We start from the raw sequence: 13,530 nt of genomic DNA, 5'->3' as shown, positions 1-13,530 counted from the left end.
TTCGTTTTATAGGGACGACGTGCCTTTGTGCTTCCCGCCTATTGCCCCGGATTCGAAGAAATGAATGCTGAAGACTCCTTGAAACTTGCTCGCCGGTTTATCGGGCTGCCTCTGGAAAAACGCCAGCTGTTCCTGCAAGCCTTGCAGAAAGAAGGCGTGGAGTTTTCCCGGTTTCCGATTCCGGCAGGGGTAGAGGTGCAGGACCGCCAGGCGCTGTCCTACGCACAGCAGCGCATGTGGTTTCTGTGGCAATTGGACCCGGCCAGCGGCGCCTACAATCTGCCCGGCGCGGTGCGCTTGATCGGCGCGCTGAACCTGACAGCGATGGAACAAGCGTTCGCCAGCCTGGTGGCGCGTCACGAAACCCTGCGCACCGTGTTCCAGCGCCAGGCCGATGAGCGTCTGGTGCAGGTGGCGATAGAGCCGTCGCTTGCGGTCGAGCAACTGGACGTCAGCGCCTTGCCCGCCGCCGAGCGCGAGCAGGCCGTCAACGATGCCGCTAACCGCCAATCCTTGTTGCCATTCGACTTGGAACACGGCCCGCTGCTGCGCGTGCAATTACTCAAACTCGACGATCAGGAACACGTGCTGCTGCTGACGCTGCACCACATCGTCTCCGACGGTTGGTCGATGAATGTGCTGATCGACGAGTTCATTCGTTGCTATGACGCCCATGAGCGCAACGAAACGCCGCAACTGCCCGAGCTGCCGATCCAGTACAGCGACTACGCGCTGTGGCAGCGACGCTGGCTGGAAGCGGGCGAGCAGGCGCGCCAGTTGGAATACTGGCAGGCGCGCCTGGGCAATGAGCATCCGGTACTGGAGCTGCCCACCGATCATCCGCGCCCGGCGATGCCCAGCTACCAGGGCACGCGGCATAACTTCGCGATTGATCCGGCGCTGGCTGCGCAACTGCGCAGTTGCGCGCAAAAACACAACGTCACCCTGTTCATGCTGCTGCTGGGTGCCTTTAATGTGCTGCTGCATCGTTACACCGGCCAGGGCGATATCCGCGTCGGCGTGCCGATTGCCAACCGTAACCGCAGTGAAGTCGAGGGTTTGATTGGTTTCTTCGTCAACACCCAGGTACTGCGCACTGAATTGAACGGGCAAACCCCTGTCGACCAACTGCTCGCGACCATCAAGGAAGCGGCCCTCGGTGCCCAGGCGCATCAGGATCTGCCCTTCGAACGGCTGGTTGAAGCGCTGAATATCGAGCGCAGCCTGAGCCACACCCCGCTGTTCCAGGTGATGTACAACCACCAGCCTCAGGTGGCGGATATTTCCACGGTCAGCACCGCATCGGGCCTGGAACTGAGCCTGGTGCAGCGTCAAGGCCGCACCACGCAATTTGACCTGACACTGGATACCTATGAGCAGTCCGGCACCCTGCATGCCGCGCTGACCTACGCCGATGACCTGTTCGAGCCTGCCACCATCGAGCGTATGGCGCGCCACTGGTTGCGGCTGTTACAGGGCATGGCGGCCGACTCCCGACAGGCCATTGGCGATTTGCCGTTGCTGGACGAGGACGAATACCAGCGCATCGTGCATGACTGGAACCCCCGCCACGACAGCTTCCCCCAGGCGCAGTGCATCCACCAGCGCATTGCCGAGCAGGCGCGGCAAACCCCGCAGGCGCTGGCGGTGACCTTCGGCGTGTGTGAGTTGACCTATGCGCAACTGGATCGGCAGGCCAATCAACTGGCGCATCTTCTGGTCAAGCATGGCGTGGGGCCGGAAGTACGCGTCGGCGTAGCGATGGCCCGTTCCGAGGCATTGCTGGTGGCGTTGCTGGCGGTGCTCAAGGCCGGTGGTGCGTATGTACCGCTCGACCCGGACTACCCGGCCGAGCGTGTGGCCTACATGCTCGAAGACAGCCGTGCCTTGTTGCTGCTGACCGAGCAGGCCGTGGCGCAAACCCTGCCGACGGTCCCCGGTACGCAAGTGATGTTGCTCGATGACCTGGCAACGCTGCTGGCGCCCTGGCCTGCGATCGAGCCGGTCACGGTGGTGACTGCGGATAACCTGGCCTACGTGATCTACACCTCTGGCTCCACCGGCAAACCAAAGGGTGTGGCGATTGCCCATCGTAACGTAATTGCGCTGATCGACTGGTCGCAACGGGTCTACAGCCGTGAAGATGTGCAGGGCGTGCTGGCCTCGACGTCGGTGTGTTTCGATCTCTCGGTGTGGGAACTGTTTGTGACCCTGGCCGCCGGTGGCTCGCTGATCATTGCCCGTAATGCCCTGCAATTGCCGGATCTGCCGGCCCGGGATCGGGTGCGCTTGATCAATACCGTGCCATCGGCGATTGCTGCGCTTGAGCGCACGGGGCAGATTCCTCCCAGCGTGCGCATCATCAACCTGGCCGGCGAACCGCTGAAACAGACGTTGGTGGAGGCTCTCTATCAACAGCCTGGTGTCGAGCATGTCTACGACCTTTACGGGCCCTCTGAAGACACCACCTATTCCACTTATACCCGGCGTACCGCCGGTGGTCGCCCGAACATTGGCCGGCCAGTCAGCCATACCGCGAGCTACCTGCTCGATGCCCGGCTACAGGCCGTGCCCCAAGGTGTCTGCGCCGAACTCTACCTGGCAGGGGCGGGGATTACCCGTGGTTACCTCGGGCGCGCCGCCCTGACCGCCGAGCGCTATGTGCCCAACCCGTTCTCCACGCAGGGCGAACGTCTGTACCGCACCGGCGATCTGGTGCGCTACCAGGACGGCGGCGTGCTTGAGTACCAAGGCCGTATCGATCATCAGGTCAAGGTGCGCGGTTTTCGTATTGAACTGGGCGAAATCGAGGCTCAGCTGTTGCGTCAGCCTGGGATACGCGAATTGGCAGTACTGGCCCAGGACAGCCCGGTCGGCCAGCAGCTGGTGGCGTACCTGGTGCCTGCCGAGGCGAGTTTGCAGGGGGATGCCAAGGCTCAGGATGCCTTGCGCGAAACCCTCAAGGCTGCCCTCAAGCAGGTGCTGCCGGCTTACATGGTACCCAACCATTTGCTGTTCCTGGAGCGCTTGCCACTGACCCCCAATGGCAAGCTCGACCGCAAGGCCCTGCCAGCCATCGACAGCTCACCATCGGCCCGGCTGCACGTCGGACCGCAAAGCGACACGGAGAAAGCCCTCGCGGCCATCTGGCAAACGGTGCTCGGGGTCGAGCGGGTGGGGCTGGACGATAACTTCTTCGAACTGGGCGGCGACTCCATCGTGTCCATGCAGGTGGTCAGCCGGGCACGCCAGGCCGACATCAACCTCAGCCCCAAGGATGTGTTCCAGCACCAGACCCTGCGTAGCCTGGCGCAAGTCGCAAGCCTGCGCCTGCATACCACGATCGACCAGGGTGCTGCCCAGGGCCGGGCGATCCTCAGCCCGGTGCAGCACTGGTTCTTCGCCCAGGACATCCCCCAGCGCCAGCACTGGAACCAGTCGTTGTTGCTGATACCACGCGAGCCAATCGTGGCGGCGTTCCTGGACGCCGCGTTGCAGCAACTGGTCAACCACCATGACGGCTTGCGCCTACGTTACCAGGCGAACGCTGAGGGGTGGCAACAGCACTACAGCGAGCCTGTGGGTGAATCCGTGCTGTGGCAGCGCCAGGTAGACAGTCACGAAGCCCTGGCTGAGCTGTGTGATGAGGCCCAGCGCAGCCTCAACCTGCAAGACGGCCCGTTGTTGCGCGCACTGTTGGTGCAGATGCCCGATCACAGCCAGCGCTTGCTGTTGGTGATCCATCACCTGGTGGTGGACGGGGTGTCCTGGCGCATCCTGCTGGACGATTTGCAACAGTTGTACGCCGGCTTGCGCGAGGGGGCAGCGCCAGCACTGGCGGGCAAGACCACCGCCTATCAGGCCTGGACGGCCCGGCTGCAAGACGCCGTTCCACGCTTCCTGCCTCAGCTGGAAGGCTGGCAAGCGCAGCTTGGGCAGGCGTCGACCGCGGATTTGCCCTGCGATAACCCCCAGGGTGCCTTGCATCAATACTTGGAGGAAAAGGTCAGTTGCACCCTGGATGCCGAGACCACTCGCCAACTCTTGACCCTCGCGCCGGCCGCCTATCGCACCCAGGTCAACGACCTGCTGCTTACCGCACTGGCGCGTGTGGTGTGCCGCTGGAGCGGGCAGGCCAGCACGTTGATTCAGTTGGAAGGCCATGGGCGTGAAGACCTGTTTGACGGCGTGGACCTGACCCGCACCGTCGGCTGGTTCACCAGTCTGTTTCCCGTCAACCTCACTCCGGCACACGCGCTGTCAGACTCGATCAAGACGCTCAAGGAACAACTGCATGCGGTGCCGGACAAAGGCGTTGGCTACGGCGTGTTGCGCTACCTGGCCCCGCCATCCGTGGTCGCGACCCTGGCGGCGCTGCCCCAGCCGCGCATCACGTTCAACTACCTTGGGCAGTTCGACCGCCAGTTCGACGAAGGCGCGCTGTTCGTGCCTTCCACCGAAGGCAACGGTCGGGCCCAGGACCCGCTTGCGCCGCTGGCCAACTGGCTGACGGTCGAGGGGCAGGTTTACGGCGGCGAACTGTCCCTGCAATGGGGGTTCAGCCGTGAGATGTTTTCGTGCGCGACGATCCAGCAACTGGCTGACGACTATGCTGGCGAACTCAAGGCGGTGATTGCCCATTGCTGCGGGCTTGAAGCCGGGCAGGCGACGCCGTCGGATTTCCCCTTGGCCGGCATCAGCCAGTCCCAGCTGGATGCGCTGGCGCAGATAGGCGCCGAGGCCGAAGACCTGTACCCCTTGTCGCCGATGCAGCAGGGCATGCTGTTTCACAGCCTTTACGAGCAGGACGCCGGCGATTACATCAACCAGATGCGCGTCAATGTGCAGGGGCTGGACGTCGCACGTTTTCGTGCCGCCTGGCAGGCCACGGTCGACGCCCAGGACATCCTGCGTACCGGCTTCATCTGGCCTGGCGACTGGCCGCAGGCCCAGCAAATGGTACATCGCCAGGTGCAGTTGCCGTTCAGCGTGCTCGACTGGCGCTACCATGAGGCGGTGCCGGCGACCCTTGATGCCCTGGCCCAGGCGCAATCGCAGCAACCTTTCGACCTGGCCCGGCCACCGCTGTTGCGCCTGGTTCTGGTGCAACTGACGGACAGCGACTGGCATCTGATTTACACCCATCACCACATCCTGATGGACGGGTGGAGCAACTCACAGTTGCTCGGCGAAGTGTTGCAGCGCTACAGCGGCCAGAACCCGCCGGCCGCAGTGGGCCGCTATCGCGATTACATTGCCTGGCTGCAAGAGCAGGACAGTGCCGCCAGCGAAGCATTCTGGAAGGCCCAGCTATTGCCCCTGGAACAGCCGACCCGCCTGGCCCAGGCGCAGGTACCGGCCCTGTCGGGGCCGGCCTATGGCGAACACTATTGCGTGGTGGACGCCACGCAGACCCGGCGGCTGCATGAATTTGCCCGTCAGCAGAAAGTCACGCTCAACACTTTGGTACAAGCCGCCTGGCTGTTGCTGCTGCAACGCTACAGCGCTCAGGCCACGGTGGCGTTTGGTGCCACGGTAGCGGGGCGCCCGGCGCATTTGCCCGGGGTCGAGCAACAGATTGGCCTGTTCATCAACACCCTGCCGGTGGTGGCGACCCCGCAGGCCGAGCAAAGCCTCGGCAGTTGGCTGCAAAGCGTACAGGCGTTGAACCTGAGCCTGCGCGAACACGAACACGCACCGCTTTACGAGATCCAGCGTTGGGCCGGTCGCGGTGGCGAGGCACTGTTCGACACTATCCTGGTCTTCGAAAACTATCCGGTCTCTGAAGTGCTGCAACGCGGCGCCCCCGACGGCCTGCACTTCGAGGCCTTGCACACCCATGAGCAGACCAGTTATCCGCTGACCCTGACGGTCAATCTGGGCGACACCCTGACCTTGCATTACAGCTATGCCCATGGGCACTTTTCAACGGCGGCGGTGCAGCGTCTTGGTACGCACTTGAGCAACCTGCTCCAGCATATGCTCGATGCAGCCGAGCTACCGTTGGCGGAACTCAGCCTGCTGGACGCCCAGGAGCACCAGTCGCTGGTGCATGACTGGAGCAGCGCCACTCTCGACTACCCCAGTGAGCAGCGGGTTCATCAACTGTTCGAAGCCCAGGTGGCGCAGCAACCTTCAGCACCGGCCTTGCTCTTCGAAGACCGTCAGTTGAGCTACGCCGAACTCAACGCCCGGGCCAACCGCCTGGCCCGGCATCTGGTGCGCCTGGGCGTCGGCCCCGACGTGCTGGTGGGGATCGCCGTGGAGCGCGGCCTGGACATGATCATCGGCCTGCTGGCGGTGCTCAAGGCCGGCGGCGCCTACGTGCCCCTGGACCCGGAATACCCCCAGGACCGCCTGCTGTGCATGATCGAAGACAGCGGCACCCGGCTGATGCTGACCCAGAGTCACTTACGTGAACGCCTGGCGATTCCCGCCTATGTCGACCACCTGTGCCTGGACCAGGACCAGGCCTGGGTCGACCTGGACGCCAGCAACCTGAGCAACCGCGCCCATGCCCAGAACCTGGCGTATGTGATGTTCACTTCGGGCTCCACCGGCCGGCCCAAAGGCGTGGGCATCAACCAGCTGTCGCTGACTCGCCATGCCTATGTATCGCTGGATTTTTTCAACCTCAAGGGCGATGACCGCATCCTGCAGTTTTCCACCTTCAACTTCGACGGCTTCGTCGAGCAGTTGTACCCGGCGCTGATCTGCGGCGCCTCGGTGGTGCTGCGCGGCACCGAGATCTGGGACACCGAGACCTTCTACCGCGAACTGATCAAGCACCAGATCAGTGTGGTCGACCTCACCACCGCCTATTGGAACCTGCTGGCCAAGGATTTCGCCACGGCCGGTCCGCGCGATTATGGGCGCCTCAAGCAAGTCCACGCCGGCGGTGAAGCCATGCCGCCCGAAGGCCTTGCCGCGTGGGCCGAGGCCGGCCTTGGGCACGTCAAGCTGCTCAATACCTATGGCCCCACCGAAGCCACGGTGACGGTCACCGCCCTCAACTGCACCGACTACGTGACCGGCGCCCGCCCCACACCCTTGACCATGCCCATCGGCAAGGTCCTGGCCGGTCGCAGCATCTACCTGCTGGATGACAGCGGTGCCCCGGCACCGATCGGCGTGGTGGGTGAACTGGTGATCGGCGGCGAGTTGTTGGCCCGTGGTTACTTCAACCGCCCGGACCTGACCGCCGAACGCTTCATGCCCGATCCGTTCAGCCAGAATGGCGGGCGTTTGTACCGTACTGGCGACCTGGCGCGTTACAACGCCTCGGGTGTGATCGAATATGTCGGGCGGATCGACCATCAGGTGAAAATCCGCGGTTTCCGTATCGAACTGGGGGAAATCGAGGCCCGGTTGCTGGAGCAGGAGCAGGTGCGAGACGCCATCGTTCTCGCGCAGCCGGCGGCCAGTGGCTTGCAGTTGGTAGGTTATGTGGTGCCTCACGCCACCGCGTTGCCGGAAGCTGAGTTGCGCCAGTCGATCAAGGCGGCCTTGGCGGCGGTGCTGCCGGACTACATGGTGCCGGGCTTGCTGATGTTCCTCGACGCGCTGCCCCTGAGCCCCAACGGCAAGCTGGACCGCAAGGCCCTGCCAAAACCGGATGTCAGCCAACAGCAAAACCACTACGTGGCGCCGCGAACGGCGTTGGAAATCCAGGTCGCGGGTGTCTGGCAAAGCGTGCTGGAGCTGGAACAGGTCGGGCTGGACGATCACTTTTTCGAGTTGGGTGGGCACTCGCTGCTGGCCACCCAAGTGGTTGCACGCTTGAAGGCGTTGCTGTCCTGCAGCCTGAGCCTGCGCGATCTGTTCGGCGCACCGCGCCTGGCCGACTTTGTGGCCATAGTGGCTGCCCGGAGCGGGCGGGATGAGTCGCAGGTGCAGATCCCGCTGGTGGCCCAGGGTGATAAATCCAGTGTGATCCTGTCCCTGGCGCAACGCCGTCTATGGGTGGTCGAGCAGCTTTCGGATGCGAGTGGCGCCTATGGCATGCCGCTGGCCGTGCGCTTGCGCGGCGAACTGTCATTGCCGCTGCTGATTGACAGCCTGGCGCAAGTGGTTGCCCGTCACGAAACCCTGCGCACGGCCTACGTCAGCGACGAGGAGGGTGACCCGCTGGCAATCATCGCCGCGCACGCGGATGTCGACTTGCCGATGGTGGACCTGTCGTCCCTGGATCCGGCCGAACAAGAGCGCCGGATCGCGGTTGCCGTTGAAGCCAATACCCGCCAGCCCATCAGCCTGTTGCAGGCGCCGTTGTTGCGCGGGCAAGTGCTCAAGCTGGGCCCCACTGAACACGTATTGCTGTATTCGACGCACCACATCATCTCCGATGGCTGGTCGATGGCCGTGCTGGTCAATGAACTGGTGGGCATTTATGCGCGCGCCAAGGCCGGTGTGCTTGAGCCGCTGCCGCCCTTGCCGATCCAGTATTCCGATTACGCCCTGTGGCAACAGCAGCTGCAAGAAACCGGCGTACTGGCCGCCCAGGCGCACTACTGGGAGCAGGCGCTGGCCGGTCACAGCGGTGTTTTGCAACTGCCCACCGATAAAGTTCGACCCCAGGCACCCACCTACGAAGGCCGGGACCTGGCCTTTACGCTGCCCACCGCCCTGCATGACGGTTTGAAGGCACTCTCGGCCAAAGCCGGCGTCACCCTCTACAGCACCATGCTGGCAGCGTTCCAGGTCATGCTGCACCGGCTCAGCGGTTGCGACGACGTGCTGGTCGGTGCCGACGTTGCCGGGCGCCAGCAGCCCGAGCTGGAAGGCCTGATCGGTTTCTTCGTGAACATTCTGCCGTTGCGTTCCAGCTTTGCGGCGCAACAACCGTTCAACACTTTCCTGGCCAACACCCAGGGCACTGCGCTGGATGCCTTCGAACATCAAGACCTGCCGTTCGACATGATCGTCGAAGCCTCGTCGCGTCCGCGCCAGCGGGGTTTCAACCCACTGGTACAGGTGCTGTTCGTCATGAACAACCTGCCCGTGCAGGGCGGCCAGATCGACGGTATAGACGTGCAGGTGCTGCCGACCCGTGGCGGTTATTCCAAGTTCGATATGGCCCTGTTCATCGATGAAGATGCCGGCCATCTGCACGGGACCTGGCAGTACGCCAGTGACCTGTTTGAACAACAACGCATTGAGTCATTCGTCAACGCCTGGACAGGAATTCTTGAGCAGATTGTGTGTGATCCGAACATTCAATTAGGGGACATCACCATGCCTACCAATACCCTGGAGCAACCCATCACGCCCGTACCGCCAGCCATCAAGGCCGACAAGCTGGGCAAGTTCCTGAAAAAGTCGCAAAGCCGCACCGACAAGCCTGCCGGCGCACTGGTGCGTGAAACGCTGCTGGTCCCGGAGCAGGACTTCCCCTTGCTGATGGAACCTACCGATCCGGGCCTGGACCTGGTGGCCTGGATCAAGGAAAACCGGGCGTTGGTGGAAGCCAAACTGGCTCGTCATGCGGGGATTCTGTTTCGCGGCTTTGCCCTGCGCGACATTCATGACTTCGAAGCGTTTGCCGAAGCCGTACAACCGGGGTTGTACGGCCAATACGGCGACTTGCCGAAAAAGGAGGGCGGCAAGAACACCTACCGTTCAACGCCGTACCCTGAAAAGAAAATGATCCTGTTCCATAACGAAAGCTCCCATCAGGACCGCTGGCCGCGCAAGCAGCTGTTCTTCTGCGAGCAACCCTCGCCTGTGGGCGGCGCCACTCCGGTGGTGGATTGCCGGCAGATGTACCTCAAGCTGCCGGTGGCGATTCGCGAGCGCTTCGAAGACAAGGGCTTGCTGTACGTACGCACCTTTGCCGACAAGCTGGACGTTTCCTGGCAGCACTTCTTCAAGACCGATGTACGTGCCGATGTCGAGGCGCGTTGCCGGGCTGCGGGCATTGAATGGACCTGGCTGGACAACGATGAACTGCAAATCCGCACACCGTGCCCGGCGATCATCCGGCACCCGGTGACGGGGGAAAAAACCTTCTTCAACCAGGTTCAACTGCATCACATCTTCTGCCTGGACCCGGATGTCCGCGAGGACTTGCTCGCATTGTTCGGTGAGCAGCGCATGCCGCGTCACGTGTACTACGGCGATGGTTCGCCGATTGAAGACGAAGTCATGGCGCTGGTGGGCGAGTTGTACGAGGCCTGCGCGGTGCGGTTCGACTGGCAAAAGGGCGACGTGATCCTGCTCGACAACATGTTGGCTGCCCACGCTCGCGACCCCTTCGAAGGGCCGCGCAAGATTGTCGTGGCGATGGGTGAAATGATTGAACGAAGCGCGCTGCAAGCCGCGCACAGCGAGACCGCAAAGGAAGAGGCCGGAGCATGAGTACTGCACAACAGGGAATGATGGACCCAGGATTGGCGTTGCTGACCGAGCAGCAACAGTACTTGGACGCCCGGGAGCAAGGGGCGAGCTGGGGCGAACTGGCTCACTGCCTGAAACTGGACATTCGTGGCGAACTGGACCCGCTGCGCCTGCAACGCGCGCTGGACAGCCTGGTGTCGCGCCATGAGGCCTTGGCGGCGCAATTTACCCCGGTCAGCGGCTACCACGGGCTGCGCCAGCGAGTAGCGGCGGCTGAGGCGGTGAGCTTTACCCAGTGGCCCGACGTGGCGTCGCCCCAACAGGTGAGTGAGCGTCGGCAACAATGGTTGCAGCAACCGTTGCCGGTGATCGGCGCGCTGTTGCAGCGTCTGGAAGCGGACCACTGGCAACTACTGGTGGGCGTCGCACGTTACGCGACCGATGCCGCGACCTTGGCCCTGATCCAGCAGGAGCTGCTGGCGGCCTATGGGCAGCAAGAATTTGAAGAGGAGGAGCCGGGGCAGTTTTCGCAGTACCTGGAATGGCGCAGCGAGGTGATCTTCGACGAAGACGCCGACGCGGCCAAAGCCTACTGGCAGCAGCATGTGCAAGCCACCGAGCCGGTGCTCGGCGGCCCGGACTTGCCTTATCGGCTGACCGGCGGCGGCACCGCCCCCGCGGAGCGTTTAAGCGTGCCACTGGACCAAGCCCTGTTGACTCGCCTGCAAGCGTCGGGACTGGCGCTGGACGTGGTGATGCAAACGGCCTGGTGGGTGCTGTTGGCCCGCATCAGCGGTCGCGAAACATTCCTGGCGGGCTGGCGGCATGACGCACGCCAGGATTATGAATTCTTTGAGCATAGCCTGGGCCTGTTCGAGAAAACCTTGCCCTTGGCGATTCGTATCGACCCGGCCAGCACCTTCGGCGACCTGGCTGCGAGCTTGGCGGCACAGTTGGACCAGCACCGAACCTGGCAGGAATACTGGGCGCCCGTGGCGTTCCCGCAGCAGGCCAGGCCAGCCATCGGTTTTGGCTGTCGACGGGTGTCGGCGCCGCGTGAAGTGGCCGGGCTGGTTTGGGCCGGCAGCGACCTGCCAGCCGGCCTGCCGTCATTTGAATTGGCACTGCAGCTGGACATCGGCGCAGCCGGCGAGCCACAAGGTGTGTCGCTGGACTTCAATCCCGCGTGCTACTGCGCCCAAGCAGTCGAGAGCCTGTTGGCCCAGTACCGTCAGTTGCTCCATGGCATTGCCGACAATCCACAGGCAGTCATCGGGCGCTTGAACCTGTTGGATGCTGCCGAAAAAAACCGGCTGCTGGCACTCAATCCGCCAGTGCAAGCGCTGGAGGCGCCGTTGTTGCCCCGGCGCATTGCCGCCTGGGCACAGCAGACGCCGCAGGCCATCGCCCTGGCGCATGCGGGCCAGACCCTCAGCTATGCCGAACTGGACGCCCGCGCCGCGCAGTTGAGTGGCGAGTTGCAGCGCCAGGGCGTGGAGGCCGGGTCGATCGTCGGCCTGGCGTTACCGCGTTCGGTCGACCTGGTCGTCGCCATGCTCGCCACCTGGCGTGCCGGCGCAGCCTACCTGCCCCTGGACCCGCAATGGCCAGCGGCGCGCCAGGCGGAAATCGCCGGGCATGCCGCCGCGAGCCTGGTGCTGTTGGCACAAGCGCCGAGCCAGGGCGAGCCGATGGCTTCGTTCAAGGTCCTGAACCCTGGCGCGTCGACTGCTGACGCTCCATTGGCACCGGAAGTATCCGTGCAAGCCCGGGACGCCGCCTATGTGCTGTTTACCTCCGGCTCCACCGGGCAGCCCAAAGGCGTGGTGGTTGAGCATGGCGCGTTGCTCAACTACACCGCAGGCAGCAGCCAGCAGTTGGGTCTGTCTGCCTGCCGTCACTTTGCCTTCAGCTCCACGGTCGCGGCGGACCTGGGCAATACCACCTTGTTCGGTGCGTTATACAACGGTGCGACCCTGCATATCGCTGACGATGCGACCCTGCAAGACCCGCAGGGCTTTGCCGAGTTTTTGCGGGACCAACGCATCGACTGCCTGAAAATCGTGCCCTCGCACCTGGCCGCCTTGCTGGAAGCCGAAAACCCCGTATTACCCGCGACCCTGGTGCTGGGCGGTGAAGCCATCGGTGCCAGCCTGATCCAGCGGATTCAGCAATTGCGCCCCGATTGCCGCCTGTTCAACCATTACGGTCCCACCGAAGCGACGGTGGGGGTGATGGTGCATCCGGTGCTGCCCGGTGACGACCTGACCCAGGGCGTCCCGCTGACACAGGTGTTGCCGGGCAACCAGGTGTTTGTACTCGGCGCTGACGCGCAATTGCTGGCGCCGGGCGAACTCGGCGAGTTGTATATCGGTGGCCACCAGTTGTGCCGGGGCTATTTGAATGCCGAGGCTGACGCCGACGCGTTTATCCGCAGCCCGCTGGTGGCAGGCGAGCGTCTCTACCGCAGCGGCGACCTGGCCCGTTATCGGGTGGGCGGCGGCGTGCAGCTGTATGGCCGGCGGGATCAGCAGGTCAAGGTGCGTGGTTTTCGCATTGAACTGGCGGAGATAGAGGCGCAACTGCTGCGTTTGCCCCAGGTCAGTGAGGCCGTGGTGGTGCTGGTTCAAGACGAGCCGCAGGCGTTCGTGGTGCTGCGCGTGGCGGCGGATGAGGCGGTATTGACCCAGCTCAAAACCCAGCTCGTTGAACGCCTGCCGGCGGCCATGGTGCCGCGCCAGATACTGAGCCTGGAGCGCATGCCGCGCCTGCCCAACGGCAAGGTTGACCGCAAGGCGTTGCTACACAGTCAGCCGGTGGTGTCCCAGCATGTCTACGTGGCACCGCGTGACGCCCTTGAGCAACTGCTGTCCACCCGCATGGCCCAGTTGGTCGGACTGGAGCGGTTGAGCATCGACCAGGACTTTTTCAGCGCAGGCGGGCATTCCTTGCTGGTGATCAAGCTGGTCGCGGGTATTCGCAAGCTGCTGCAATGCGAGATTCACCCTGGTGTGGTGTTTGATCACCCCAGCGTGGCGGAACTGGCGCGGGCATTGCGCGAGCGTGAAAGTGTCGCGGGGCAACTGGAGAAGATCGCCCAGGCACGTTTGCGCCTGGATGCAATGAGCCCTGAAGAGAAGGCGGCGCTGATGGAAAAGGCCCGCCAGATGCAGCAGGGATAGTGGCAGTGTCCGG

Annotated in this window: 2 protein-coding genes; both read left to right on the top strand. The window is 63.4% G+C overall.

The window, feature by feature from the left end; genetic code table 11:
• Nucleotides 1–60 precede the first annotated feature (60 nt).
• Nucleotides 61–10,356: an amino acid adenylation domain-containing protein gene (locus NMB39_RS16970; protein WP_494340391.1), complete on the top strand. Its 10,296-nt coding sequence runs from the start codon at nucleotides 61–63 to the stop codon at nucleotides 10,354–10,356.
• Nucleotides 10,353–13,517, top strand: coding sequence for a non-ribosomal peptide synthetase (locus tag NMB39_RS16965; RefSeq protein WP_494340392.1), 3,165 nt, complete (start codon nucleotides 10,353–10,355; stop codon nucleotides 13,515–13,517). The genes NMB39_RS16970 and NMB39_RS16965 overlap by 4 nt, the downstream gene beginning before the upstream one ends.
• The last annotated feature ends 13 nt before the right edge of the window (nucleotides 13,518–13,530 follow it).

The sequence above is a fragment of the Pseudomonas sp. FBCC-B545 genome (genome assembly GCF_059134095.1).
This window is presented reverse-complemented; position numbering and strand designations above follow the sequence as displayed.

Bases quoted from the DNA above. Each gene is read 5' to 3' on its own strand.
- NMB39_RS16970 (WP_494340391.1), top strand. From the start codon at position 61: ATGAATGCTGAAGACTCCTTGAAACTTGCTCGCCGGTTTATCGGGCTG.
- NMB39_RS16965 (WP_494340392.1), top strand. From the start codon at position 10,353: ATGAGTACTGCACAACAGGGAATGATGGACCCAGGATTGGCGTTGCTG.